At 59.9% G+C, this 26,554-nt stretch carries 26 protein-coding genes; 16 read left to right on the top strand and 10 right to left on the bottom strand.

Features of this window, described 5'->3' with window-relative positions:
• Window positions 1-128: 128 nt before the first annotated feature.
• The 5 genes from QOM08_RS26855 to QOM08_RS26835 form a co-directional block, all read right to left on the bottom strand.
• The gene (locus QOM08_RS26855) at window positions 129-449 is read right to left on the bottom strand and encodes a DUF2388 domain-containing protein (protein ID WP_171061308.1); all 321 of its coding nucleotides are present in this window, start codon (window positions 447-449) and stop codon (window positions 129-131) included.
• Between the two features lie 65 nt (window positions 450-514).
• A complete protein-coding gene (locus QOM08_RS26850; RefSeq protein ID WP_047226074.1) occupies window positions 515-964 on the bottom strand; it encodes an NfeD family protein in 450 nt (149 codons plus the stop codon).
• A gap of 9 nt (window positions 965-973) precedes the next feature.
• A complete protein-coding gene (locus tag QOM08_RS26845) occupies window positions 974-1,894 on the bottom strand; it encodes an SPFH domain-containing protein (RefSeq protein ID WP_047226073.1) in 921 nt (306 codons plus the stop codon).
• A 174-nt stretch (window positions 1,895-2,068) separates the two neighbouring features.
• Window positions 2,069-3,853, bottom strand: coding sequence for a GspE/PulE family protein (locus QOM08_RS26840; RefSeq protein ID WP_047226072.1), 1,785 nt, complete (start codon window positions 3,851-3,853; stop codon window positions 2,069-2,071).
• Between the two features lie 144 nt (window positions 3,854-3,997).
• Window positions 3,998-4,330: a hypothetical protein gene (locus QOM08_RS26835; RefSeq protein ID WP_047226071.1), complete on the bottom strand. Its 333-nt coding sequence runs from the start codon at window positions 4,328-4,330 to the stop codon at window positions 3,998-4,000.
• Window positions 4,331-4,455: 125 nt separating this feature from the next.
• On the opposite strand from QOM08_RS26835, the gene QOM08_RS26830 reads away from it, so the two are divergent.
• The gene (locus QOM08_RS26830) at window positions 4,456-4,926 is read left to right on the top strand and encodes an Lrp/AsnC family transcriptional regulator (RefSeq protein WP_047226070.1); all 471 of its coding nucleotides are present in this window, start codon (window positions 4,456-4,458) and stop codon (window positions 4,924-4,926) included.
• Between the two features lie 112 nt (window positions 4,927-5,038).
• Here the strand turns inward: QOM08_RS26830 and QOM08_RS26825 are convergent, their stop codons facing one another.
• Entirely contained in the window at window positions 5,039-6,406 is a 1,368-nt protein-coding gene (locus QOM08_RS26825) for an inorganic triphosphatase (protein WP_316912324.1), read from the bottom strand.
• Window positions 6,407-6,611: 205 nt separating this feature from the next.
• Here QOM08_RS26825 and argE point away from each other — a divergent pair, with 205 nt between their 5' ends.
• The 3 genes from argE (at window position 6,612) to QOM08_RS26810 (ending at window position 11,006) form a co-directional block, all read left to right on the top strand.
• Window positions 6,612-7,769 carry an acetylornithine deacetylase gene (argE, locus tag QOM08_RS26820; RefSeq protein ID WP_047226068.1) on the top strand — a complete coding sequence of 386 codons (1,158 nt, stop codon included), beginning with the start codon at window positions 6,612-6,614 and terminating at the stop codon, window positions 7,767-7,769.
• A gap of 133 nt (window positions 7,770-7,902) precedes the next feature.
• Window positions 7,903-9,201 carry an amino-acid N-acetyltransferase gene (gene argA / locus QOM08_RS26815; protein ID WP_047226067.1) on the top strand — a complete coding sequence of 433 codons (1,299 nt, stop codon included), beginning with the start codon at window positions 7,903-7,905 and terminating at the stop codon, window positions 9,199-9,201.
• A 488-nt stretch (window positions 9,202-9,689) separates the two neighbouring features.
• Window positions 9,690-11,006: an OprD family porin gene (locus tag QOM08_RS26810; RefSeq protein ID WP_316912323.1), complete on the top strand. Its 1,317-nt coding sequence runs from the start codon at window positions 9,690-9,692 to the stop codon at window positions 11,004-11,006.
• A 94-nt stretch (window positions 11,007-11,100) separates the two neighbouring features.
• Here QOM08_RS26810 and hepT read toward each other — a convergent pair whose 3' ends face one another.
• Together hepT and mntA are read right to left on the bottom strand one after the other, a co-directional pair.
• A complete protein-coding gene (gene hepT, locus QOM08_RS26805; RefSeq protein ID WP_139048917.1) occupies window positions 11,101-11,529 on the bottom strand; it encodes a type VII toxin-antitoxin system HepT family RNase toxin in 429 nt (142 codons plus the stop codon).
• The gene (gene mntA / locus QOM08_RS26800; protein ID WP_316912322.1) at window positions 11,519-11,914 is read right to left on the bottom strand and encodes a type VII toxin-antitoxin system MntA family adenylyltransferase antitoxin; all 396 of its coding nucleotides are present in this window, start codon (window positions 11,912-11,914) and stop codon (window positions 11,519-11,521) included. Before mntA ends, hepT begins: the two co-directional genes overlap by 11 nt.
• Window positions 11,915-12,247: 333 nt before the next feature.
• Between mntA and QOM08_RS26795 the strand changes: the two genes are divergently transcribed.
• The 7 genes from QOM08_RS26795 (at window position 12,248) to QOM08_RS26765 (ending at window position 17,832) form a co-directional block, all read left to right on the top strand.
• On the top strand, window positions 12,248-12,886 hold the full coding sequence (locus QOM08_RS26795; protein ID WP_047226065.1) for a peroxiredoxin: 639 nt from the start codon (window positions 12,248-12,250) through the stop codon (window positions 12,884-12,886).
• Between the two features lie 289 nt (window positions 12,887-13,175).
• Window positions 13,176-13,769, top strand: coding sequence for an NADPH-dependent FMN reductase (ssuE, locus tag QOM08_RS26790; RefSeq protein WP_047226064.1), 594 nt, complete (start codon window positions 13,176-13,178; stop codon window positions 13,767-13,769).
• A 90-nt stretch (window positions 13,770-13,859) separates the two neighbouring features.
• Complete coding sequence (locus QOM08_RS26785) at window positions 13,860-14,825, top strand: sulfonate ABC transporter substrate-binding protein (protein ID WP_316912321.1); 966 nt, start codon at window positions 13,860-13,862, stop codon at window positions 14,823-14,825.
• 24 nt (window positions 14,826-14,849) lie between these two features.
• On the top strand, window positions 14,850-15,998 hold the full coding sequence (gene ssuD, locus QOM08_RS26780; protein WP_047226062.1) for an FMNH2-dependent alkanesulfonate monooxygenase: 1,149 nt from the start codon (window positions 14,850-14,852) through the stop codon (window positions 15,996-15,998).
• A 7-nt stretch (window positions 15,999-16,005) separates the two neighbouring features.
• Entirely contained in the window at window positions 16,006-16,788 is a 783-nt protein-coding gene (ssuC, locus tag QOM08_RS26775; RefSeq protein ID WP_316912320.1) for an aliphatic sulfonate ABC transporter permease SsuC, read from the top strand.
• The gene (gene ssuB, locus QOM08_RS26770) at window positions 16,785-17,591 is read left to right on the top strand and encodes an aliphatic sulfonates ABC transporter ATP-binding protein (RefSeq protein WP_107321383.1); all 807 of its coding nucleotides are present in this window, start codon (window positions 16,785-16,787) and stop codon (window positions 17,589-17,591) included. Before ssuC ends, ssuB begins: the two co-directional genes overlap by 4 nt.
• Before the next feature lie 25 nt (window positions 17,592-17,616).
• Complete coding sequence (locus QOM08_RS26765; RefSeq protein ID WP_003177394.1) at window positions 17,617-17,832, top strand: molybdopterin-binding protein; 216 nt, start codon at window positions 17,617-17,619, stop codon at window positions 17,830-17,832.
• 8 nt (window positions 17,833-17,840) lie between these two features.
• Here the strand turns inward: QOM08_RS26765 and QOM08_RS26760 are convergent, their stop codons facing one another.
• Window positions 17,841-18,476: a TetR/AcrR family transcriptional regulator gene (locus QOM08_RS26760; RefSeq protein ID WP_274091167.1), complete on the bottom strand. Its 636-nt coding sequence runs from the start codon at window positions 18,474-18,476 to the stop codon at window positions 17,841-17,843.
• 238 nt (window positions 18,477-18,714) lie between these two features.
• Window positions 18,715-20,091, bottom strand: coding sequence for a glutamine synthetase family protein (locus tag QOM08_RS26755; protein WP_047226058.1), 1,377 nt, complete (start codon window positions 20,089-20,091; stop codon window positions 18,715-18,717).
• Between the two features lie 278 nt (window positions 20,092-20,369).
• On the opposite strand from QOM08_RS26755, the gene QOM08_RS26750 reads away from it, so the two are divergent.
• The 5 genes from QOM08_RS26750 (at window position 20,370) to QOM08_RS26730 (ending at window position 26,547) form a co-directional block, all read left to right on the top strand.
• Window positions 20,370-21,146, top strand: coding sequence for a gamma-glutamyl-gamma-aminobutyrate hydrolase family protein (locus tag QOM08_RS26750; RefSeq protein WP_076383050.1), 777 nt, complete (start codon window positions 20,370-20,372; stop codon window positions 21,144-21,146).
• A 41-nt stretch (window positions 21,147-21,187) separates the two neighbouring features.
• Window positions 21,188-22,546 (top strand): glutamine synthetase family protein, encoded by a 1,359-nt coding sequence (locus tag QOM08_RS26745; protein ID WP_047226056.1) that lies wholly within the window; start codon window positions 21,188-21,190, stop codon window positions 22,544-22,546.
• 60 nt (window positions 22,547-22,606) lie between these two features.
• The gene (locus QOM08_RS26740) at window positions 22,607-23,971 is read left to right on the top strand and encodes an aspartate aminotransferase family protein (protein ID WP_047226055.1); all 1,365 of its coding nucleotides are present in this window, start codon (window positions 22,607-22,609) and stop codon (window positions 23,969-23,971) included.
• A 181-nt stretch (window positions 23,972-24,152) separates the two neighbouring features.
• On the top strand, window positions 24,153-25,265 hold the full coding sequence (locus tag QOM08_RS26735; protein WP_076386499.1) for a polyamine ABC transporter substrate-binding protein: 1,113 nt from the start codon (window positions 24,153-24,155) through the stop codon (window positions 25,263-25,265).
• A gap of 214 nt (window positions 25,266-25,479) precedes the next feature.
• A complete protein-coding gene (locus QOM08_RS26730; RefSeq protein ID WP_139049040.1) occupies window positions 25,480-26,547 on the top strand; it encodes a polyamine ABC transporter substrate-binding protein in 1,068 nt (355 codons plus the stop codon).
• The last annotated feature ends 7 nt before the right edge of the window (window positions 26,548-26,554 follow it).

The raw sequence follows: 26,554 nt of genomic DNA, 5'->3' as shown, positions 1-26,554 counted from the left end.
CAATATGGTTGCCACTGATCCACCGCCATCGCGAGCAGGCTCGCTCCCACAGGTTTTAAGTGCCTTGGAGAGAATTGCCAGGCAAGAAAATGCCGCTCAATCGAGCGGCATTTTTCATCGGTCTGGAATCAGTCCTGGGCGACGGCGTTTTTCGCCAGGATCGCGTTGGCCAGCTCCATGTCGGTGGCCTGCAAGCCCGGGTTGTCGGCACGGACTTTCTGCATCGCAGCTTCCAGGTATGGACCACGGATACCGCCGTCGCTGGCAACGAAGCTGCCGGCGTCGTCCTGAGCGGCGACGATCAGCTTGTTATCCTTGAAAGTCAGGTAGGTGGAACCGGTGGTTGCACCGGACGAGATGACGTTACGCCAAAACGTGTCGGCCATTGCCGAGCCGACAGGAAGAGCAAGCAAGGCCAAGGTCGCGACAGCAAGTTTGAGACGCATGATAGGTGACTCCACTGGGTTAACTATGACTTTGGATAACCAACCCCTCGATTGAGTTCCATGACGTCTCAGTCAGCCCGTTCTACCAGCAGCACCGCGCCTTCCTGTGCCACCACCCTGACCCGCGTGCCCACGGGCGACTCGGGCCCCTTGGCCAGCCAGACACTGTCCGCCACCTTGATCTTGCCGCGTCCATCGATAATCGCTTCATGAATCTGAAAGACCTTGCCGATCAGTTCCTGCCCGCGCAGGTTCAGGAGCGGTTGATCGCTTTGGCGCACTGCGCTGCGCTGGCGTCGCCACCAGTACAGTGCTGTCGCGATGGCGAAAAGGCCGAACAACAGGAACTGCATTTCCCACGGCATCTGCGGCAGGATGAACGTGAGCACGCCGACCGCGGCGGCGGCTATGCCGATCCACAGCAGGTAGCCGCCGGCGCCAAACACTTCGAGGATCAGCAGGATGACGCCCAGCGCCAGCCAGTCCCAGTACGATAGTTGTTGCAGGAACACCCACATATTGGCGCCTCAGGCTTTCTTGCTGTCGAAGGTGGCCTTGACGATCTCACCGATGCCACCAACCGCTCCGATGACCTGACTGGCTTCCAGCGGCATCAGGATCACTTTGCTGTTGTTGGCCGACGCCAGGCGGCCCAGCGCATCAATGTATTTTTGCGCGACGAAGTAGTTCACGGCCTGGACGTTGCCGTCTGCGATTGCCTGGGATACCACCTGGGTGGCCAGCGCTTCGGCTTGCGCTTGACGCTCGCGGGCCTCGGACTCCAGGAACGCGGCCTGGCGGCTGCCCTCTGCCTCGAGGATCTGCGCCTGCTTCTTGCCCTCGGCGGTGAGAATCGCCGACGCTCGCAAGCCCTCGGCTTCCAGGATTTGGGCACGCTTGATGCGTTCGGCTTTCATCTGCCCTGACATGGCGGCCATCAGGTCGGCCGGTGGGCTGATGTCCTTGATCTCGATCCGGGTGATCTTGATGCCCCACGGTGCTGTAGCTTCATCGACAGTGCGCAGCAGTTTTTCATTGATGCCATCACGCTGGCTCAGCATCGCGTCCAGCTCCATGGACCCCAACACGGTGCGGATATTGGTTTGCAGCAGATTGCGGATCGCGTGCTCGAGGTTGTTGACCTCGTAGGCTGCCTGGGCCGTGTTGACCACCTGGAAGAAGCACACTGCGTCGATCTGTACCGTGGCGTTGTCGGCGGTAATGACTTCCTGAGGTGGGATGTCCAGTACGCTTTCCATGACATTGATCTTGCGGCCGATGCGATCCATCACTGGGATGATGATGTTCAAGCCGGGCTTGAGGGTGTTGGTGTAGCGGCCGAACCGTTCGACAGTCCATTGGTAGCCCTGGGGCACGACCTTGAAGCCCATGAATAGAATGGCGACCACGAGGCCGATAAAAAGTAAAAGTACGCTACCGATCTGCATGACTGTTCCCTGTTCTGATTGAAAATGACTTGCGCGCCCTGAGTGTAGGGCAAACGGCCATTGTCATCACTCAGAGGGAGCAAAGCTTGCTCGCGATGCAGGCGCCTTGCTTCCTTGGGAGACCGCGTCATTTTCATCGCGGGCAAGCCTTGCTCCCACAGCCTCTCCCCACAGCTACTTCTGCTCGCTCTGCGGGGTCACGCGCAGGACTTCCTCAACGGTCGTCAGCCCGGCGGCGACTTTTTGTGCGCCCGATAACCGCAAGCTGCGCATCCCTTCCTTGAATGCCTGGCGACGCACCGCCAGCAGGTCGGTGTCGGGGTGAATCAAGCCTTTGACGCTGTCGGTCAATTGCATGATTTCGTAGACCCCGGCGCGGCCGCGATAGCCGGTGTCACGGCATTCCAGGCAGCCGACGGCCTGTTGGGCATTGGCCGGCAACGGGGCCTGCCAGGGGCGTGTCAGGGTCTGCCAATCGTCTTCATCCAGGGTCAGAGGGGCCTTGCAGTGCGGGCACAGCGTGCGTACCAGGCGCTGGGCCATGACGCCGAGCACCGTGGCTTTGATCAGGTAATGGGGCACGCCTAGCTCCAGCAAGCGACTGATGGCGCTCGGTGCATCGTTGGTGTGCAGGGTCGAGAGGACGAGGTGTCCGGTGAGCGCCGCCTGGATCGCCATTTCAGCGGTTTCCAGATCGCGGATCTCGCCGATCATGATGATGTCCGGGTCTTGCCGCATCAACGCACGCACGCCGGCGGCGAAGGTCAGGTCGATGTTGTGCTGCACCTGCATCTGGTTGAAGGACGCCTCGACCATTTCAATCGGGTCCTCGATGGTGCAAAGGTTTACCTCTGGCGTGGCCAGCTTCTTGAGGGTGGTGTAGAGGGTGGTGGTCTTGCCCGAACCGGTCGGGCCGGTCACCAGGATGATGCCGTTGGGCTGACGGGTCATGTCTTGCCAGCGGCGCAGGTCATCGGCGGAGAAGCCGAGCTGGTCGAAGTCCTTGAGCAGTACTTCGGGATCGAAGATCCGCATGACCATTTTTTCGCCAAACGCCGTGGGCAGCGTCGACAGGCGCAATTCCACTTCGCCACCGTCCGGAGTCTTGGTCTTGACCCGGCCGTCCTGGGGCTTGCGCTTTTCCGCGACGTTCATCCGCCCCAGGCTCTTGAGGCGACTGATGATCGCCATCGTCACCTGCGGCGGGAACTGATAGACGGTGTGCAGCACCCCGTCGATGCGAAAGCGCACCGTGCCCTGCTCGCGACGCGGTTCGATGTGGATATCGCTGGCCCGTTGCTGGAAGGCGTATTGGAACAGCCAGTCGACAATGTTGACGATATGGGCGTCGTTGGCGTCCGGCTCCTGATCGCTGGCGCCCAGGTTGAGCAGTTGTTCGAAGTTGCTCAGGTTGCTCGGTTGCTGGTCGACCGTAGTGGCACCGCTGACCGATTTGGCCAGGCGATAGAACTCCACGCTCAGGCGCTGGATATCCACCGGGTTGGCAACGACCCTCTGGATCGGCAGCTTGAGTACATGGGTCAGGTCCGCTTCCCAACTGCTGACGTAAGGCTGGGCGCTGGCCACCGTGACCGCGTCGCGGTCCACAGCCACCGCGAGAATCTTGTGGCGCTGGGCAAAGGCGTAGGACATCAGCGGCGTGACGGCCGCCACGTTGATTTTCAGCGGGTCGATGCGCAGGTAGGGCTGGCCGGCCTGTTGCGACAGCCAGAGGGTCAGGCTTTCCAGGTCCAGGCGCTTGCCGGGGCGGCTGAGATCGTCCAGATGCTGGTTGGCGATGAACTCCAGTGGGTGCAGCTGGGCGCTGGCGCTATGGCGCCGGCGCGCATTGAGTGCGGTTTCGGCGCAGTCCTGGCTGATGAAGCCCTGGGCGACCAATTGGCGCAGCAGATCATTGAGGTCCAGCCAGCGGTCCTGAGTGGCGTGTTTGGTGGACATGCGGGTTCCTATTGGACAATTGCAGCAAAGCCGCGATACAGACGCTTCGGCGTCCTCGCTCGGTCTGCAAAAGAATAGTCCCGACACTATGGACCGTTGGGCCACTACCCGACCAATGCGTTTCGAATTCTTGCCGGCAGCCGTTCAGCCTGCCGCCTGGGCCGGCTCAAGGCGCGCACTGTCAGCGTCTTGCAGGTCCACGGAGCACACGCTGATCAGGTTACGTAATTTTTCAGCGAGCACTTGGGCACGGTGCCAGCTCAACCCGTCCATGAGGATCTCCATCGACAGCAGATCGTCGTCGCGTTCGACGTGGACCTGTCGGGGTGTCAGGCCTTGCAAGGCAAACAGATTCAGCGCCCGGCACAGCAGATCCGGTTCGGCTTCGGCCCGCAGATGGTAGTGGGCGCGACAATGGCGATTCTGGGCGTGCCAGACATCGGGTCGGTTGGATGTGACGGCTTCGAGAGGGGGCATGGACGGTCTCCGGGGATGTGGAGAAATGTTTACATGCGCGGCGGGGTATTTCTTATCTAATATGAGTGATGATTCAGATCCGGTGAATCGTATGATTCTGGATTCAGCCTAGAAGAGGTTTATTTATGCACGGAGAGTTGGACGGCTACGACCGCAGGATCCTGGCGCTGCTCCAAGAGGATGCTTCGCTGTCCAGCGCGCAGATCGCCGAACAGGTGGGCTTGTCCCAATCACCCTGCTGGCGGCGGATTCAACGGATGAAGGAGGAGGGGATTATTCGCGGTCAGGTGACCTTGCTCGATCGCAAGAAAATCGGCCTCAACACGCAGATATTCGCCGAAATCAAACTCAACGCGCACGGACGTTCGAACTTCACCGAGTTCACCGAAGCCATTCGCGGCTTCCCCGAGGTGCTGGAATGCTACGTGCTGATGGGGTCGGTGGATTTCCTGCTGCGCATCGTCACGGCGGACATCGAGGCGTATGAACGCTTCTTCTTCGAAAAGCTGTCGATGGTGCCGGGGATCCAGGAAGTGAACTCGATTGTGGCGCTGTCGGAGATCAAATCGACGACGAGTTTGCCGGTGGTGCGCTGAGCTTGTTTTTGCGGTGTTTGTGCTGGCCCCATCGCGAGCAGGATCGCTCCCACATGGGATCTCTGTTCGCCGATGATCCATTGTGGGAGCGAGCCTGCTCGCGATGGCGATGTTACAGGCGCAGCAAAGTCTTCCAGGCCCGATTCTGATAAACCGCGATCGCTTGTTGCTTGCGCGCCTCCAGGGCTTCTTCGGTAATCGGCTCGTTGGCCAGTTGCGCCAGTTTGTTCAGCTCACCGTAGAGACGGTCCATTTCCGGGATTTCCAGCACATGGCGAGCGTGGTGCAGCCAGGCCTGGATGCGTTCAATGCGCGGCAGCTGTTCGGCCAGGTCTTCCGGTTGTTGCTGATAGCGTTGCAGTTGCAGCGACGAGGACTCTTCGCCCAGCAGGCGCGGCAGCCAGCTAGCCAGTTGGGCGGCACCCTGGCGATTGCCTCGGGTGTTGCGCTCGGCGGCCCAACTGCGGGCCAGCAGCCAGCGTGAGGTGTTGAGGGAGAATTGGCCCCAGCGAGGGTCTTGCAGCTCTTCAAGGAACTGTTCCGGCGCGGCCTTGCGCACGTCTTCGTCATCCAGGCCGGCCTGGACCAACGGGCGCCAGTCTTCCAACAGTGCGTCCAGGGCGACGCGCAAATCATGCGTCGATTGGCGTGGTGCGGCCTGGCCGAGGCTGCTGAGCAGGGCGCGCAATTCGGCCAGGTTTTCCACCCAATCCTGCAGCAGGCGCCAGTGGCCGTTAAAACGATACTGTTCGGCCAGACGCTGGCTGCTGCTCAGCAAATGCCAACTCAGCGCGGCAAAGGCATCATCGAGTGGCATCTGGGCGGTCAATTGCGGGGCCGGCAGACTCAGGGCATAGCTGTTCGCATCATGCAGGCGATAACCACGCTCGGCCTTGCTGATATCACACGGCATCAAGGGCAGGGTCGCGGCCAGCTCGGCGGCCAGTTCCAGCAGGGCAGCGGGTTCACCTTCGCGCAATTCCAGCTCCAGCTCGCAGATTTCTTCCTTCTGCTTGCCGACCACGACGTGGCCCAGGTCCAGCGCGGCCTCGATGACCACTTTGCTTTTGCCGCGGCCCCAGGCGATTTCCGCGCGTTCACGAACGAAATCGGTGGTGAAGATGGCCTTGAGGGTTTTCTTGTCCAGTTCGGCCAACGCCTCTGGCCAGCATTCGCCATCGAGTTTCTTCAGGTCGAGCTTGGCTTTGGGCAGGTGCCAGTCGTACTCGTTGCGCTCGGACAGGCCGGCGATGCTCTGGCCGCGAGTCTTGAGGGTCTGGATCACCTCTTCGCCGTCGCGACGCAGGCGCAGGGCGACCTTGGCCCCGGCCAGGTCACGCTCTGGCGTGTCGAAATACTGGTTCATCAGTTCGTGGCGTTCCCAGCCGCTTTTGTTGCGTTTCTTGAGCAATGGGTGCTCGCGCAAGGCTGCCAGGGTCTCGCGGCTGACGCGGAGTTTGATTTCGGTTTCTTTCTGCATGGCCGGAAAATCCAGGGATCGGGTGCGCAGCCGGGGGAAGGTGTGGCTGCCAAGGCCGTGCAGTGTACAGGACTCATCCGTTCTACGCGCCGCGGCGGTTTATGGGAGTGTCCTGTCTCACCAATACTGTTCCTTTTTGGTGAGACAGGACACTCGCGCAAGATGGTTCTATGATGGACATCAATTTGTAAGTCCGGAGCCAGCGATGCCTTTGCCCACCCTGAAAGATCAGTTCGCTGCCCTGATCGCCGCGCCTTCGGTCAGTTGTACCCAACCTGGGCTGGACCAGTCCAACAGCGCCGTGATCGAGCTGTTGGCGGGCTGGCTCGCCGATCTGGGGTTCTCCTGCGATATCCAGCAGGTCAGCCCCGGCAAGTTCAATTTGCTGGCCAGTTTCGGCAGCGGTCCCGGAGGCCTGGTACTGGCCGGGCACAGCGACACGGTGCCGTTCGACGGCCAGTTGTGGCAGACCGATCCGCTGAAGCTCACCGAGGTCGATGGCCGTTGGGTTGGCCTGGGCAGTTGCGACATGAAGGGTTTTTTCGCCCTGGCCATCGAAGCGGTCAAGCCCTTGCTGGAGCAACCGTTCAAGCAGCCCTTGCTGATCCTGGCCACTTGCGACGAAGAAAGCTCCATGGCCGGCGCCCGTGCCCTGGCCGATGCCGGAAGGCCGTTGGGGCGTGCGGCGGTGATCGGCGAGCCGACCGGCCTCAAGCCGATTCGGATGCACAAAGGCATCATGATGGAGCGCATCGACATTCTCGGGCGCAGCGGTCATTCCTCCGACCCGAGCCTGGGTCACAGCGCCCTTGAAGCGATGCACGACGCCATGGGCGAGTTGCGTGGCCTGCGCCTGCAATGGCAGCGCGAATTTCGTAACCCGCAATTCACCGTGCCACAGCCCACCCTGAATTTCGGCTGCATCCACGGTGGCGACAACCCCAACCGGATTTGCGGCCAGTGCTCCATGGAGTTCGACCTGCGGCCATTGCCCGGCATGGACCCGAATGTCTTGCGGGCGGCGATCCAGCAGAAGCTCAATCCCATCGCCGAGCGCCATAAAGTCAAGATCGACTACGCACCGCTGTTCCCCGAAGTGCCCCCCTTCGAGCAGGCCGAAGACTGCGAACTGGTGCGAGTGGCCGAGCGACTCACCGGCCATCGTGCCGAAGCAGTGGCGTTTGGCACCGAAGCGCCTTATCTTCAGCGTCTTGGCTGCGAAACCCTGGTACTTGGCCCCGGCGATATCGCCTGTGCCCACCAACCGGGCGAGTACCTTGAAATGTCACGTTTGCAACCTACCGTGCAGCTATTGCGGCAACTGATCGAACATTACTGCCTGACACCGGCCACGGCCGGCTAAATTGCCCACATCCGGGCCCGTATTCATGAGGAGAGCGCGCGTGTCGCCAAGCCTGTTCCGACGATAACCATCAGCCCGCTGTGCGTTCCGTTTCGTCTTTTTTCGGCTGCTATTTATTTACAGGCCCAGGTTCATGCCCGAATACGTCAATTGGCTTCGTCACGCTTCGCCCTACATCAACGCCCACCGCGATTGCACCTTCATCGTCATGCTGCCCGGCGATGGTGTGGAACATCCGAACTTCGGCAACATCGTCCACGACCTGGTGTTGCTGCACAGCCTTGGCGTGCGTCTGGTGCTGGTTCATGGTTCGCGTCCACAGATCGAAACCCGCCTCGCCGCGCGGGGCCTGACGCCCCATTACCACCACGGTATGCGCATCACCGACGCTGCAACCCTGGAGTGCGTGATCGACGCTGTCGGCCAGCTACGCATCGCCATTGAAGCGCGCCTGTCGATGGACATGGCGTCCTCGCCGATGCAGGGTTCGCGCCTGCGGGTCGCCAGCGGCAACCTGGTGACGGCACGGCCCATCGGCGTACTGGAAGGCGTGGATTATCACCACACCGGCGAAGTCCGTCGGGTCGATCGCAAGGGCATCAATCGCCTGCTGGACGAACGCTCCATCGTCCTGCTGTCACCATTGGGCTATTCGCCGACCGGGGAGATTTTCAACCTCGCCTGCGAAGACGTCGCGACCCGGGCGGCCATCGACCTGGCAGCCGACAAACTGCTGCTGTTCGGTGCCGAGCAGGGGCTGATCGGCGAAGACGGTCGTTTAGTGCGCGAGTTGCGCCCGCAACAGGTCCCTGCCCACATGCAACGACTGGGCAGCGACTATCAGGCCGAGCTGCTGGATGCGGCGGCCCAGGCCTGTCGCGGTGGTGTGGCGCGCAGTCATATTGTCAGCTACGTCGAAGACGGTGCGTTGCTGGCCGAACTGTTCACCCGTGATGGCAGCGGCACGCTGGTGGCCCAGGAACAATTCGAGGTGGTGCGCGAAGCGGCCATCGAGGATGTTGGCGGTTTGCTGGACCTGATCAGCCCGCTGGAAGAACAGGGGATTCTGGTGCGTCGTTCCCGCGAAGTGCTGGAGCGTGAGATTGAGCAATTCAGTGTGGTCGAGCGCGAAGGCATGATCATCGCCTGCGCGGCGCTTTACCAGATCGCCGATTCGGATGCCGGGGAGCTGGCGTGCCTGGCGGTGAATCCGGAATACCGCCACGGCGGTCGTGGCGATGAGCTGCTGGAGCGGATCGAAACCCGGGCTCGGGCCAAAGGGCTCAAGACGCTCTTCGTACTCACCACCCGTACGGCCCATTGGTTCCGCGAGCGGGGCTTTGAGCCCAGCAGTGTCGAGCGCCTGCCAGCGGCGCGGGCATCGCTGTACAACTATCAGCGCAACTCGAAAATCTTCGAAAAAGCCCTCTAGGCGTCCTGCCTGGGGGGAGCCGCACATCGGAGTGAACCGCGTAGCTGCGACCTTCTTGATTCCAGACAATGATCCGTCAGGCTGGAATCCATCAAGATCGCAGCTACGCTGTTTTGTCCATGAGTGCTGCACTTGGAATGCATGGAAGCCGGCTGCGTTTCCCACGATCGCCACAGTGCAGAATCGCTATCAATAAAAATATTCAGTAATTCACAGACTGGCCGATATGCCATGTCACGGTTGGATGACGCTTTGATGGCGGTGATATTTCCAAATGAGCTGAAAACTTATGAAACAATTCTTTTTAGATTTATAAACAAACCATTATTCTGCGGGCCGGTGTCGCGGGGTTAGACGATGGTCGTAATCACAAATGCTTACGATTGACTTGCCAGTCACGGTCTGGCGCTAATCACGCATCCGCGGATTCCGGGCGTTCGACCCGGAACCAAAGACACACAAGAATTAGAAAACGAGAGGAGCGAAGCATGAACAAGTCCACCTTGGCCCTGGCTGTGGCCGTTGGGGTTCTGGCGCAGCAGGCAGGCGCCGCGGGTTTTATCGAGGACAGCAAGGCGTCTGTCAGTTCTCGTACGTTGTATTTCAATAACGATAACCGTGAAGGCGGTGAGGACCTGCGCGAAACGGGCACTGGCCTCAAGTTCGACTACAAGTCTGGCTTCACGCAAGGCGTGGTTGGTTTTGGTATCGACGCTCAGGCACTGGTTGGTATTCGTCTCGATGGGGGGAGAGGTCGTAACGCCGGCTCCTACATGCCAGCCGATACTGATGGTTCGGCTGTACATGAGTGGAGCCGTTTGTCCGGCAACGTAAAGGCGCTTTTCTCCAAGACCGAAGCACACGTGGGTGGCGCCCTGGCACCAAACCTGCCGATCCTGGTTGCCAACGACAGCCGTCTGCTGCCACAGACCTTTGAAGGTGGCACCATCACCTCCAAGGAAATCGACAACGTTACTTTCAACGCTGGTCAGCTGGAACACGCCACAGGTCGTGCATCGAGCAACAGCACTGGTCTGGCAGTGGCGGGCGGTACCGAGGAAAGCAACCAGTTCCGTTACGCCGGTGCTGACTGGAAGGTCACCAAAGACCTGACGCTGCAGTACTACTACGCCAACCTGCAGGATTACTACAAGCAGCACTTCCTGGGCGCGGTACACGTTTTCCCGATCAGTGAAGGTCAATCCTTCAAGACCGACCTGCGCTATTTCGACAGCAGTTCGGATGGTCGTAACGGCGATGCGGGCTATCAATTCAACAACAACAACGGTTACGCCAAGACGCCGGGCGAGGTCGATAACAAGACCTGGAGCGCGATGTTCACTTACACCCTCGGTGGCAGTGCCTTCCTGTTGGGTCACCAGCAAGTCGGCGATGACGGCGGTTTTGTCTACCTGAACCAGAACAACGTAGTTGATGGCAACGGTCGCCTCGAAGGTGCCGGTGGTGCGAGCTTCTACCTGTTCACCGACAGCATGATCAACGGTTTTGTCCGTGCAGGTGAAAACACTACTTTCGGCCAATACTCCTACGACTTCGCTTCCTTGGGCGTCCCAGGCCTGAAAGCCTCGGTTTCCTACCTGCGTGGTGATGACGTTAAAACCGTCAGCGGCGCAAGCGATTACTCCGAGTGGGAACGCGACATGCGGGTGGATTACGTCATCCAGCAGGGCGCGTTGAAAGGCTTCGGTACCACCGTGCGTCACGGCTCCTACCGCAGCAGCGGTGTTGGCGATGATCAGGATCAGACTCGCGTGATCTTCAACTACACTTACAACTTCATGTAAGACGTAGCGAAGTAAAGAAGCCCCGCCCGGCAGCACGCCGGGCGGGGCTTTTGCGTTTCTGGGGAGGCGGGAGGATTTTTAAGCGGTCCCTTCGCTATCGTGCAGACTCCGTCGCATCTTTACGCAGGATGAACGCACTGAATGCCAGAAAATCGTCCAGATGTCCGGTAATGATCGCAACCATGATCGGCAATTGCAGGGCTTGGTAGTCATGCACGGCGATATTCCTGAAACCCACCATGTTCTTCAGGTTTTTCACCAGACCTTCTTCCACCCAGCCTCCTTGAAAAAGCAACTCGAATGTATCGCGGGCACTTTGCGGGACACCCAATCGCTCACGTCGAATCAAATGCTGTCCCATATCCAGTGCCGCTTCGCACGCACGCTGGATGTTCAGGACTGCCGAATCCTGGCGAGTGAAATCGGTGGCAAACGTAGCGGGATCTTTCTCGTACTCCTCCCGTACCCTGGCGACGCAACGCTCGATACTCGCTGCTTTATTGATCAGTACGTCATCGGCCATACACGCTGCCTTCTTCCTGAATATCCTTGAGCAATCCCGCCCGAGCCTCATCGAGAGCGGTTTTTTCGCTGAGAATAAAACACTCGAACAACCCCGCCTGTACGTCTCTGGCCCAGAGCCTCTGGCCTCGGGTCACGATCTGGTATTGCATGACGGTTGTTGCCCCGCGTAAATCAATCAGATCCACCGGACTGCCCGCGATATCCGCCAAGTCACCTGAAAGCTGCCATAACGACACAGGATCGACTTCGCCGGACAAAAGCACAGCAATATCGACATCACTGTCAGGCCCGGCGGTGCCCTGTGCATGGCTACCGAACAGGTAAACTGCCAGCAGTCCCGGGAGATGGTTTTGCAGATGAGTCAGCAAGGCTTGAGTGTTCATCTGCCTATCCTAGCCGCTCGTCCTGAAATCGCGTCAATAATTTCCGCAGTGTGGGTACAAAACAAAAAAAGCCCCGCCCGGCTATACGCCGGGCGGGGCCTTTGCGTCTTCGGATCAGGCCCACCCCTGTAGCCTTCTCCGAACCTTCTCCTCTTTCAGCAACTCGAGGCCTTCTCGAAACCTCGGAAATAATCATGAGCGGCTAGGCCCGAAGCCGCCAGTGAACAGTTTTTTATATTCGCTATTGATCTAGATAAATGGATATTGATTCTTTTTAAAGCAATCAAAACCGGTGCACAGTTTGGACTCACAAAAACCATCAGGAGCCGCACCATGAGCCTCAGACTCGGCGACATCGCCCCCGATTTCGAACAGGATTCCAGCGCCGGCAAGATTCGCTTCCACGAGTGGCTCGGCGATAGCTGGGGAGTGCTGTTTTCCCATCCGGCGGATTTCACACCGGTGTGCACCACCGAACTGGGCCTGACCGCCAAGCTCAAGGACGAGTTCGCCAAACGTGGAGTCAAGGCCATTGCTCTCTCGGTAGACCCGGTGGACTCGCACCACAAGTGGATCGAGGACATCAACGAAACTCAGAATGCGGTGGTCAATTTCCCGATCCTGGCCGACGCCGACCGCAAGGTGTCAGACCTGTATGACCTGATCCACCCCAACGCCAGTGACACGCTGACCGTGCGCTCCCTGTTCGTGATCGATCCGAACAAGAAAATCCGCCTGACTATCACGTATCCGGCCAGCACCGGGCGCAATTTCAACGAGATCCTGCGGGTGATCGACTCATTGCAACTGACCGACAACTACAAGGTGGCCACACCGGCCAACTGGCAGGACGGCGATGAAGTGGTGATCGTGCCGTCGCTCAAGGATGAGGACGAAATCAAACAGCGCTTTCCCAAGGGTTACCGCGCGGTAAAACCTTACCTGCGCCTCACTCCGCAGCCCAATCGCTGACGCAAAACCTAAACCTGTGGGAGCGAGCCTGCTCGCGATAGTGGTCTATCAGTCGACATCGCCGCCGGCCGCCATCGCGAGCAGGCTCGCTCCCACAAAGAGGATCTCTGTGCACTAAGGGTTTTGGCCGTTCCGACGGCCTTTTTTACGTCTTGATGTTTATATCTCTTTATCGAATAAACAAATGAAAAAATATGATTTAAGGATATATAAACCGGCTGTTATGGTTTGCTCCATCCCGCGAGATCGCCCACTGCGCATCGCACGTGACAGTTAAGGAATGGTTGGTATGTTGGTTGTCTCGCTCGGCGGCAGTCCTAGCCAGCGCTCCCGTTCAGGAGTGCTGTTGGAGCGCTCACAACGTTGGTTGCAGCAACAGGGGGTGGAAGTGGTGAGCTATCAGGTGCGGGATTTTCCCGCCGAGGATTTGCTCCATGCCCGCTTCGGCAGCCCCAAGGTGGTGGACCTGCTCGCCCAGATCGAAAACGCCGACGGGCTGTTGATCGCCACGCCGGTCTACAAGGCGTCTTTTTCCGGTGCATTGAAGACAGTGCTGGACCTTCTGCCGGAACGTGCCCTGGCCCATAAGGTGGTATTGCCCATGGCCACGGGCGGCAGCATCGCCCATATGCTGGCGGTGGATTACGCCCTCAAGCCGGTGCTGTCGGCGCTCAAGGCCCAGGAAATGCTCCATGGGATTTTCGCCGAAGACAGCCAGATCGCTTATGGCGAAGGCAGTGCCCAGGCGCAGTTGGCCCCGGCCCTGCAAGCGCGCCTGAGCGAAGCGCTGGAGCAGTTCTACAGCGCCATGGCTCGTCGGCCAAAGCCGCTGGACCCCAGCGTATTGAATGAACGCCTATTGAGTGCTCGCTGGAGCATCTGACCCGATACATCACTGATTCAACTCCACCTTACTCAGCCGCCAACGGCCAAGCAGGTGCAGCCAAAACCCCACAGCAAAAGGAGAGGCGCCATGCGCACTGTCATTTTGCGTCGCGGGCTGGTCGCTCTGTTTGCTGCGGCTGTGTCCTTCGGCGCCATCACCCAGGCTCAAGCCGAGACCCTTCGGATCGGTTACCAAAAATACGGCACGTTGGTGCTGCTCAAGGCCAAGGGTACTTTGGAAAAGCGCCTCGCCGCCCAGGGCGTGGACGTGCAATGGACCGAGTTTCCCGGCGGCCCCCAACTGCTTGAAGGCTTGAACGTCGGCTCCATCGATTTTGGTGTGACCGGCGAAACCCCTCCGGTATTCGCCCAGGCGGCCGGCGCTGACCTGCTTTATGTTGCTTACGAGCCGCCCGCGCCTGACAGCGAGGCGATCCTGGTGCCCAAGGGCTCGCCCATCCAGTCGGTGCAGGACCTCAAGGGCAAGAAAGTCGCGCTGAACAAAGGCTCCAACGTCCACTACCTGCTGGTCCGGGCACTCGAAGATGCAGGCCTCAAGTACGCCGATATCCAGACCGTTTTCCTACCACCGGCCGATGCCCGTGCGGCGTTCGAACGTAGCAGCGTGGACGCCTGGGTGATCTGGGATCCGTATCAGGCGGCCGCTGAGCAACAGTTGCAGGCACGCACCCTGCGTGACGGCAAAGGCATCGTCGATAACCACCAGTTCTACCTCGCCACCAAACCCTATGCGCAAAAAAATCCCCAGGTCATCACGACGCTGGTGGAAGAAGTGCGCGCGGTGGGGGAGTGGTCCAAGGCCAACCCTGAAGAGGTGACCCAGCAGGTAGCGCCGCTGCTCGGCCTGCCGGCGGACATCACCCTGACGGCGGTGAAACGCCAAGGCTACGGGGCGTTGTTCCTCACGCCGGAAGTGGTGGCGGCGCAGCAGAAAATCGCTGACCGCTTCTACCAGCTCAAATTGATCCCCAAACCCTTGAGCATCAAGGACGTGATCTGGACGCCGCCGGCGGCCGTTGCGAAAGCGCAGTAATTCGATCCCTTAGGAGAACACTCCATGAGCCTCAATATTTTCTGGTTCCTGCCCACCCACGGCGATGGCCATTACCTTGGCACTGCTGAAGGCGCCCGCGCCGTCGATCACGGCTACCTGCAGCAGGTAGCCCAGGCGGCGGATCGACTGGGTTTCGGCGGTGTGCTGATTCCTACCGGACGTTCCTGCGAGGACTCCTGGCTAGTGGCCGCTTCGTTGATTCCGGTGACCCAGCGCCTGAAGTTCCTCGTCGCCCTGCGCCCCGGGATCATTTCCCCGACGGTGGCGGCGCGCCAGGCCGCGACGCTCGACCGGTTGTCCGGTGGACGTGCGCTGTTCAACCTGGTGACCGGCGGCGACCCGGACGAACTGGCTGGCGACGGCCTGTTCCTGGACCACGAGCAACGCTACCAGGCGTCGGTGGAATTCACCCGCATCTGGCGCCGGGTGCTGGAAGGCGAAACCGTGGATTATGACGGTGAGCACATCAGTGTGAAGGGCGCCAAGCTGCTCTATCCGCCGATTCAGCAACCGCGTCCGCCGCTGTATTTCGGCGGCTCGTCGGAAGCTGCCCAGGATCTTGCGGCCGAACAGGTGGAAATGGTGCTGACCTGGGGTGAGTCGCCCGCAGCCGTCGCGCAAAAAATCGAACAAGTGCGGGCCAAGGCCGCGAAGCTTGGCCGTACCGTGCGCTTCGGCATCCGCCTGCATGTGATCGTGCGTGAAACCAACGCCGAAGCCTGGCGAGCGGCCGACCGGCTGATCTCCCACCTGGACGACGACACCATTGCCCGTGCGCAGGCCTCCCTGGCGCGTTTCGATTCGGTGGGCCAGCAACGTATGGCCGCGTTGCATGGCGGCCGACGCGACAAGTTGGAAGTCAGCCCCAACCTGTGGGCCGGTGTCGGCCTGGTGCGCGGCGGCGCCGGAACGGCGTTGGTGGGCGATGGCCCGACCGTGGCGGCCCGGGTCAAGGAGTACGCCGACCTTGGTATCGACACCTTTATCTTCTCCGGTTATCCACACCTGGAAGAGTCCTATCGCGTGGCGGAACTGCTGTTCCCACACCTGGACGTGGAGCGCCCGGAGTTGCCGAAGAGCCAGGGCTATGTGAGCCCGTTTGGTGAAATGGTCGCCAACGACATTCTTCCCAAAGCCGCGTCCCAGAGCTGAGGCGGCCATGAAGAAAATTATCCACAACCTGGCGCCCTGGGCGGTGCCGCTGCTGTCGCTGGCGGTGTGGCAACTGTCGGTATCGGCAGGCTGGTTGTCCACGCGGATCCTGCCGGCCCCCGTGGCCGTCATCGAAGCCGGGGTCAACCTGGTGCGCAGCGGCGAAATCTGGACGCACTTGGCCATCAGCGGTTGGCGCGCAGCGGTGGGCTTCCTGATCGGCGGCGGCATCGGCCTGACCCTGGGTTTCATCACCGGTTTGTCGACATGGGGCGAGCGACTGTTGGACAGCTCGGTGCAGATGGTGCGTAACGTGCCGCACCTGGCGCTGATTCCGCTGGTGATCCTGTGGTTCGGCATCGATGAGTCAGCGAAAATTTTCCTGGTGGCGCTGGGCACGCTGTTCCCCATCTACCTCAACACCTACCACGGGATTCGTAACGTCGATCCGGCGCTGGTGGAAATGTCGCGCAGCTACGGCTTGTCCGGCTTCAGCCTGTTTCGCCAAGTGATCCTGCCCGGCGCCTTGCCTTCGATCCTGGTGGGCGTGCGCTTTGCGTTGGGCTTCATGTGGCTGACGCTGATCGTGGCGGAAACCATTTCAGCCAGTGCCGGCATCGGTTATCTGGCGATGAATGCCCGGGAATTCCTGCAGACCGACGTGGTGGTCCTGGCGATTCTTCTGTACGCCGTGCTCGGCAAACTGGCCGACCTTGCCGCCCGCGGGCTTGAGCGGGTCTGGCTGCGCTGGCACCCGGCGTATCAAGTGAGCAAGGGAGGTCCCGCATGACCGCCCAACAACCTCCACGCTTGCTGCGCGGTATCCCGCTGGCCGTGCGCAAATTGCAAAAAAACTTCGGTTCGCGCCAGGTGCTGCGTGACATCGACCTGCATATACCGGCCGGGCAGTTCGTGGCAGTGGTCGGGCGCAGCGGCTGCGGCAAAAGTACTTTGCTGCGCTTGCTGGCTGGCCTCGATCAACCCACCGACGGCCAATTACTGGCGGGTTCGGCACCGTTGAGTGCCGCACAACAGGACACGCGGTTGATGTTCCAGGAGGCGCGTTTGCTGCCCTGGAAAAAAATCATCGACAACGTTGGCCTCGGGCTAAAGGGCAACTGGCGCCCGCAGGCGTTGCAAGCACTGGAAGCCGTCGGTTTGGCCGACCGCGCTCATGAGTGGCCGGCGGCGCTGTCTGGCGGACAGAAACAACGGGTGGCCCTGGCCCGCGCGCTGATTCATCAGCCACGCCTGTTGCTGCTCGACGAACCCTTGGGGGCGCTGGACGCCCTGACCCGGATCGAGATGCAGCAATTGATCGAGCGCCTGTGGCAGCAACACGGCTTCACCGTGCTGCTGGTGACCCATGACGTCAGCGAGGCGGTGGCCATCGCCGACCGGGTGATCCTGATCGAGGACGGCCGGATCGGCCTCGACTTGGCCATCGACCTGCCACGCCCACGGGCTCGCGGCTCTCATCGGCTGGCGAGCCTGGAAACCGAAGTTCTCAACCGCGTGCTGTCCTTGCCCGGCCAACCGCCGGAGCCCGAACCGATTTCACCCTTGCCTACGCAACTGCGTTGGGCGCAATAACTTCATCCAGACAGGAATCGACACCATGACTATCAAAGCCATCAACGTACGCAACCAGTTCAAAGGCACCATCAAGGAAATCGTCGAGGGCGACGTGCTGTCGGAAATCGACGTACAGACTGCCTCGGGTATTGTCACCTCGGTCATCACCACTCGTTCCGTCAAGGAGCTGGAGCTGGCGATCGGCAGCGAAGTGATCGCCTTCGTCAAATCCACGGAGGTGTCTATCGCCAAGTTGTGAGCGATGTTTCAGGGGGCATCACGCTTGGGCAAATACGGCGGCAGATACAACCCCAGGTAAGCATCGAACACCCGCATGCCTTCTTCGGCCATGCGCGGGGTGATCTGGCCGTGTTGCTGCACCGAGCGCGCGTAGACGCGGTCGCCCAGTTCCATGGCCAGGGCGAACACATCAACGTCATGGGGCAGTGCCGGCAGTTCGAAATGGCGAGCGAAGAGCTTGTGCAACAATTCGCCGAGTTCGAGATCGTGCTGACGGTCGGCCTGGATGACTTCAGTCAGGCCATGTTGGGCCAGGATCAGTTGGCGGGCGGCGGCGTCCTGGCTGTAGATGGTCAGCATGCGTTGCTCCACCTGCCGCGACAGGTCGTGCCAGTGGTTCAGTCGCGCATGATCGATCGGCACTTGCAGGCAGGCGCGAAAGGCCGCGTGGACGTCGGCGGTCAGCCCTTGCAGCAGGGCCGGGACGCTGGCGAAGAAGTGATACACCGAGGAGGGCGGAATCCCGGCGCGTTCGGCGACGCTGTAGATCGACAGGCTGGCCACGCCTTCGGCAGCAAGCAGCGTGCGGGCGGCATCGAGAATCGAGTCGATCCGGGCCTGGCTGCGGGCGCGAGGCTTGCGAGGGGTGGCGGTGCGCGTCATCGGTATCTCCTGCGGGGCTGCCGGGCATTGTACGAGCCGGGTTCAGTGTTGTCTTCAAGGCCGTCATCGCGAGCAGGCTCGCTCCCACATTGGATCTTTGGTGGTCAGTTAATCATGCTCACCACTGTTCCCTGTGGGAGCGAGCCTGCTCGCGATCCGCCGAAGGCGGCCATCCACCCCAAGGCATAAAAAAACGCCGCAGCCTCGAAGGCCTGCGGCGTTTTTTACTGCAACCCGCTTACACGGTATGCAGGTACCAGTTGTACTCAAGGTCGGAGATGGAGTGTTCGAACTCCTCCAGCTCGCTTTCCTTGCAGGCCACGAAGATATCGATGTATTTCGGATCGATGTACTTGGCCATGACTTCGCTGTCGTCCAGCTCGCGCAGGGCATCGCGCAGGTTGTTCGGCAGGCTTTGCTCGTTCTGCTCGTAGCTGTTGCCTTCCACCGGCGCACCGGGCTCGATCTTGTTGACCAGGCCATGGTGCACGCCAGCCAGTACGGCGGCCATCAGCAGATACGGGTTGGCGTCGGCGCCGGCCACGCGGTGTTCCAGACGCACCGCATCGGCGGAGCCGGTGGGTACGCGCAGGGCCACGGTGCGGTTGTCCAGGCCCCAGGTTGGCGAGTTCGGCACGTAGAACTGTGCGCCGAAGCGACGGTAGGAGTTCACGTTCGGGCAGAGGAAAGCCATCTGCGCCGGCAGGGTCTCGAGCACACCGCCGATCGCGTGACGCAGTGCGGCGTTCTGCTCGGGATCCTCGCTGGCAAAAATATTCTTGCCATCTTTATCCAGGATCGAAATGTGGACGTGCAGGCCATTGCCCGCCTGGCCCGGATACGGCTTGGCCATGAAGGTGGTGTCCATTTCATGGTCGTAGGCGATGTTCTTGATCAGGCGCTTGAGCAGTACCGCGTAGTCGCAGGCCTTGATCGGGTCGGCCACGTGGTGCAGGTTCACTTCGAACTGCGCCGGGGCACTTTCCTTGACGATGGCATCGGCGGGAATGCCTTGCTCCTTGGCTCCCTCCAGAATGTCCTGGAGGCAATCGACGTATTCGTCGAGGTCGTCGATCAGGTAGACCTGTGTCGAGTGCGGGCGTTTGCCGGAGATCGGCGAGCGGGGCGGTTGTGGGCGTCCATTCACGTTCTCCTGGTCGATCAGGTAGAACTCCAGCTCGAATGCCGCGCAGATGGTCAGGCCCAGCTCATCGAACTTGGTCACGACCTGGCGCAGGACTTCGCGAGGGTCGGCGAAGAAAGGGTCACCTTCAAGTTCGTGCATGGTCATTAACAGTTGCGCGGTAGGGCGCTTCTGCCAGGGCTCGTTGCACAGGGTGTCAGGGATTGGATAACAGATCCGGTCAGCGTCGCCGATGTCCAGGCCCAGGCCGGTGCTTTCCACCGTGGAGCCGTTGATATCCAGGGCAAATAAAGAGGCCGGCAGGTTGATGCCTTTCTCGTAAACCTTGTGGAGGCTGGTGCGTTCAATGCGCTTGCCGCGCACCACACCATTCATATCCGCAATCAGAAGGTCAACGTACAGAACCTCAGGATGTTCCTTAAGGAACGCGTTCGCTTCGTTAAGCTGAACGGCACGCGGGGGTACCGACATGATGCAACACCTTTGTTGTTAAAAATATCAATCATTGATCTCTTCTAAACCCAGTCAACCCGAACGGCATGCCGAAGTCAAGCTGGGCCTTTTTTGCTCTAAAAAAGCACCTGCGGGGCTTTTTTGAGGCAATTTGGGGCGTTTTTTTCCCTTTGGAGGAGATGGCGCCCGCAGGCTTGAGCGGGCCGTGTTGTATTTTTTACGGGGGTGTTGTGTAAAAAAATGAACAAGGCTAAGCTCGATTCAAACCCATAACAGCAATAATACCGGGGTGCTTCATGTCTCGCCTGCCGTTAATCGGCGTCACCACCTGCTCCAGGCAGATGGGTCTGCATGCGTATCACGTCAGTGGCGATAAATATTCCCGGGCTGTCGCGACAGCCGCCAAGGGCTTGCCAGTGCTGATTCCGTCCCTGGCGGATCTGTTCCCGCCGTCCGATATTCTGGACGCCCTGGACGGCATTCTTTTTACCGGCTCTCCTTCTAATGTAGAACCTTTTCACTATCAGGGCCCCGCCAGCGCGCCGGGCACTGCTCATGATCCTGCACGGGATGCCACCACCCTGCCGTTGATCCGCGCCGCTGTAGCGGCCGGCATCCCGGTGCTGGGTATCTGCCGTGGGTTCCAGGAGATGAACGTAGCCTTTGGCGGCAGCCTGCATCAGAAAGTTCATGAAGTCGGAACGTTCATCGATCATCGTGAAGACGACACTCAAGCGGTGGATGTCCAATACGGTCCTGCCCACGCCGTGCATATCCAGCCTGGCGGTATTCTGGCAGGGCTGGGGCTGCCGCTGGCGATTCAGGTCAATTCGATCCATAGCCAGGGTATCGAGCGTCTGGCACCTGGGTTGCAGGCCGAAGCGGTGGCGCCGGATGGCCTGATCGAGGCTGTTTCGGTGCCAGGAGGCAAGGCTTTTGCTTTAGGTGTGCAATGGCACCCTGAATGGGAGGTAAGCTCCAACCCGTACTACCTTGCGATTTTCCAGGCATTTGGCGATGCCTGCCGGGCAAGGGCAACACAACGCGACGCCGATGCGTCAAACAACGCCTGACTACTAAATAGCAGCCAGGAAACTCACGCCTAGAGGCATTTATGAGTAACAACCTCGACCAGCTCACCGATTGGTTGAAAGACCATAAGATCACAGAAGTCGAATGCATGATTGGCGACCTGACCGGCATCACCCGGGGCAAGATTTCGCCGACCAACAAGTTCATTGCCGAAAAAGGCATGCGCCTGCCCGAGAGCGTTCTGCTCCAGACCGTTACGGGCGACTATGTCGAAGACGACATCTATTACGAACTGCTCGACCCTGCCGACATCGACATGATGTGCCGCCCGGACGAAAACGCAGTGTTCCTTGTGCCCTGGGCCATCGAGCCCACCGCCCAGGTTATCCACGACTCCTACGACAAGCATGGCAATCCCATCGAACTGTCGCCGCGCAACGTGCTCAAGAAAGTGCTCAAGCTCTATGCCGACAAGGGCTGGCAGCCGATCGTCGCGCCGGAAATGGAGTTCTACCTGACCAAGCGCAGCGACGACCCGGACTTCCCGTTGCAGCCGCCCATTGGCCGCTCCGGTCGCCCGGAAACCGGCCGTCAGTCGTTCTCGATCGAAGCGGCCAACGAATTCGACCCGTTGTTCGAAGATGTCTACGACTGGTGCGAACTGCAGGAGCTGGACCTCGACACGCTGATCCATGAGGACGGCACGGCGCAGATGGAGATCAATTTCCGTCACGGCGACGCCTTGTCCCTGGCCGACCAGATCCTGGTGTTCAAGCGCACCATGCGCGAGGCGGCGCTCAAGCACAACGTTGCCGCCACTTTCATGGCCAAGCCCATGACCGGCGAGCCCGGCAGTGCGATGCATCTGCACCAGAGCATCATCGACAAAGACACCGGCAAGAACGTCTTTTCCAATGAAGACGGGACCATGAGCACGCTGTTCCTGAATCACATTGGAGGTCTGCAGAAGTTCATCCCCGAGCTGCTGCCGCTGTTTGCCCCTAACGTGAACTCGTTCCGCCGCTTCCTGCCGGATACGTCGGCGCCGGTGAACGTGGAATGGGGTGAAGAGAACCGCACCGTGGGCCTGCGCGTGCCGGAAGCCGGGCCGCAGAACCGTCGGGTGGAAAACCGTTTGCCGGGCGCCGACGCCAACCCGTACTTGGCGATCGCCGCCAGCCTGTTGTGCGGCTACATCGGCATGGTCGAAGGCATCAACCCGAGCGCGCCGGTGGTGGGGCGAGGGTATGAACGTCGCAACCTGCGCCTGCCACTGACCATCGAAGATGCCCTCGAGCGCATGGAAAACAGCGCCACCATCGAGAAATACCTGGGCAAGAAATTCATCACAGGCTACGTCGCGGTCAAGCGGGCCGAGCATGAAAACTTCAAGCGCGTCATCAGTTCGTGGGAGCGGGAATTCCTGCTCTTTGCCGTCTGAAGCGCCGGGCGGGACTGCTTCAGGCAGTTCCGTCCCCACCGATCTACAAGGAGAATTCGCATGACCGGCAACAATCCGCAAACCCGTAAATGGCAGGCCCTGAGCAACGATCACCACCTGGCGCCATTCAGCGACTTCAAGCAGCTCAAAGAGAAAGGCCCGCGCATCATCACCCACGCCAAGGGCGTTTACCTGTGGGACAGTGAAGGCAACAAGATCCTCGATGGCATGGCCGGCCTCTGGTGCGTGGCCGTCGGCTACGGCCGCGACGAACTGGCCGACGCCGCCAGTCAGCAGATGCGCGAGCTGCCGTACTACAATCTGTTCTTCCAGACCGCTCACCCGCCGGTGCTGGAATTGTCCAAAGCCATCGCCGACATCGCCCCTGAAGGCATGAACCACGTGTTCTTCACCGGCTCCGGCTCCGAAGGCAACGACACCATGCTGCGCATGGTCCGCCACTACTGGGCGATCAAGGGCCAGCCGAACAAAAAAGTCATCATCAGCCGCAAGAACGGTTATCACGGTTCGACCGTGGCCGGCGCGAGCCTGGGCGGCATGACGTACATGCACGAGCAGGGCGACCTGCCGATCCCCGGCATTGTCCACATCGCCCAACCGTACTGGTTCGGCGAGGGCGGCGACATGAGCCCGGAAGAGTTCGGCGTATGGGCGGCCAACCAGCTGGAAGAAAAGATCCTGGAAATCGGCGTGGACAATGTCGGTGCCTTCATCGCCGAGCCGATCCAGGGCGCGGGCGGAGTCATCGTGCCGCCGGACAGCTACTGGCCGCGCATGAAGGAAATCCTCGCCAAGTACGACATCCTGTTCGTGGCCGATGAAGTGATCTGTGGTTTCGGTCGCACCGGTGAGTGGTTCGGTACCGATCATTACGGGTTGAAACCCCACATGATGACCATCGCCAAGGGCCTGACCTCCGGTTACATCCCCATGGGCGGCCTGATCGTGCGCGACGATGTCGTGGCTGTGCTCAACGAAGGCGGCGACTTCAACCACGGGTTTACCTATTCCGGTCACCCGGTAGCCGCTGCGGTGGCCTTGGAAAACATCCGCATTCTGCGCGACGAAAAGATCGTCGAGCGTGTTCATGGCGAAACGGCACCCTATTTGCAACAGCGCCTGCGGGAACTGAACGATCATCCGCTGGTGGGTGAGGTACGCGGTGTCGGCTTGCTGGGGGCGATTGAACTGGTTCAGGACAAGGCCACGCGCAAGCGCTACGAAGGCAGGGGCGTGGGCATGATCTGCCGGCAGTTCTGTTTTGATAACGGGCTGATCATGCGCGCCGTGGGTGACACCATGATCATTGCGCCGCCGCTGGTGATCAGCAAGGCCGAGATCGATGAACTGGTGACCAAGGCGCGGCACTGCCTGGACCTGACGCTCAGTGCGTTGCAAGGCTAAGTGCTAGGCTCTGAGCGAGGCGCCCGTACGGGCCTCGTCCAGCGTAAACAAAAGGCTGGGCTTTTGTTGAAAGGCTGGCCTGTAACTTGCCAGACTACCGGCTGTTCAAGTTGCCCGCGAGCCGGCTACTGAACGACGGCTAAGAAGAATAACTGGAGCATTTTTCATGAAGGCATTAGGCATGAAGACATTAGGTATGAAGATGGCTGGCAAGACCCTCCTCGCCATGTCCCTGACGGGCGTGATGGCGAGTGCTGTTCAGGCGGACGACAAAGTGCTGCACGTCTATAACTGGTCCGATTACATTGCACCGGACACGGTCGCCAAGTTCGAGAAAGAGACGGGGATCAAGGTCGTCTACGACGTGTTCGACAGCAACGAGACCCTGGAAGCCAAGTTGCTGGCGGGCAAGTCCGGTTATGACATCGTGGTGCCGTCGAACAACTTCCTGGCCAAGCAGATCAAGGCCGGTGTTTACCAGGAGCTGGACAAGTCCAAGCTGCCGGACTGGAAGAACCTGGACACCGACCTGCTCAAGGCCGTGGGCGATGCCAGCGACAAGGGCAACAAATATGCCTTCCCCTACATGTGGGGCTCCATCGGTATTGGCTACAACCCGGAGAAGGTCAAGGCCGCACTGGGTATCGACAAGATCGATTCGTGGGACGTGGTGTTCAAACCGGAAAACATGGCCAAGCTCAAGAGCTGCGGCGTGAGCTTCCTCGATGCACCGACCGAAATGATCCCGGCGGCACTGCATTACCTGGGCAAGCCGACCGACAGCAAGGACAAGGCCGACCTGAAGGCCGCTGAAGACCTGTTCCTGAAGATTCGTCCTTCGGTTGCCTATTTCCACTCCTCCAAATACATCTCGGACCTGGCCAACGGCAACATCTGCGTGGCCGTGGGCTACTCCGGCGACCTGGAGCAGTCCAAGGAGCGCGCCAAGGAAGCGGGAGACAAGGTCAAGCTCAGCTACGTCATTCCAAAAGAAGGCGCCGGCACTTTCTACGACATGGTCGCCATTCCCAAGGACGCCGAGAACGTCGAATCCGCCTACAAGTTCATGAACTTCCTGATGCAGCCGCAGATCATGGCTGAAATCACCAACGCCGTACGTTTCCCGAACGGCAACAAGGCGGCCACGCCACTGGTGGACAAGGACATCACCAGCGATCCGAGCATCTACCCGTCTGACGAAGTGAAGAAGCAGCTGTATGCAATCAGTGATCTGGATGCCGGCACGTTGCGTCTGATCACCCGCAGCTGGACCAAGATCAAGTCTGGCAAGTAAGCCGGTCTGAGGCATCTTCCTGTTGTCGTCGGCATCGCGGCGGCGGCAACGGGAATAATTAAATGACTAAAAGTTTTGCTGGATCGGTTTATCGAGGGTAAGTTGCGCGCCGGTTTTGTTGCAGGGCACATCGCTGCCAGGTAACGGGGGCAACTTGGGCCCAACTATTTAAGAGGACCTCCACGTGCCTGTTTTTTCTTTGTTACGCAATGCCATGCTGATCGGTGCCGGACTGACGCTTGCCGTCAGCGTCCAGGCTGCCTCCACCGTGCATATTTATAACTGGTCGGATTACATCGGCGAGACCACCCTGGCGGACTTTGAAAAGGCCACGGGGATCAAACCGGTGTACGACGTCTTCGACTCCAACGAAACCCTGGAAGGAAAACTGCTGGCCGGTCGTACCGGCTACGACGTGGTCGTGCCGTCCAACCATTTTCTGGGCAAGCAGATCAAGGCCGGGGCGTTCCAGAAACTCGACAAGTCGCAGTTGAGCAACTACGCCAACCTGGACCCGGTGCTGCTCAAGCGCCTGGAAAAGAATGATCCGGGCAATCAGTACGCCGTGCCTTATCTGTGGGGCACCAACGGCATCGGCTACAACGTCGAGAAGGTCAAGGCTGCGCTGGGCGTCGACAAGATCGACTCGTGGGCCATGCTGTTCGAACCGGAAAACATCAAGAAACTCTCCAGCTGTGGCGTTTCGTTCCTCGATTCGGGCGACGAGATGATCCCGGCGATGCTCAATTACCTGGGCCTGGACCCCAACAGCCAGAACCCTGAAGACTACAAGAAGGCCGAGGCTCAACTTCTCAAGATCCGGCCTTACGTCACCTACTTCAACTCTTCCAAATACATCTCCGATCTGGCCAATGGCGAGATCTGCGTGGCTGCCGGTTTCTCCGGTGACATCTTCCAGGCCCGCGAACGTGCTGAAGAAGCGAAAAAGGGCATCGAGATCGCTTATGTGATTCCCAAGGAAGGCGCCAACCTCTGGTTCGACATGCTGGCGATCCCGCGCGATTCCTCCAACGTCAAAGAAGCCCACGCCTTCATCAACTATTTGCTCAAGCCTGAGGTGATCGCCCAAGTCAGTGACGCCGTCGGCTATGCGAACCCCAATCCCAAGGCCGGCGAGTTGATGGACCAGCAGGTGCGCACCGACGAAGCGGTTTACCCACCGCAAGCGGTCATTGACAAGCTGTACGTCAACTCCGAGCTGCCGCCCAAGATCCAGCGCGTCATGACCCGCAGTTGGACCAGGGTCAAGTCAGGCAAATAGCGTCAAG

Source organism: Pseudomonas sp. P105 (assembly GCF_032614175.1).
GTDB classification, from domain to species: Bacteria; Pseudomonadota; Gammaproteobacteria; order Pseudomonadales; family Pseudomonadaceae; genus Aquipseudomonas; species Aquipseudomonas rhizophila.
Note: the sequence above shows the minus strand (reverse complement) of the source record. Positions and strands in the feature narration are given on the sequence as shown.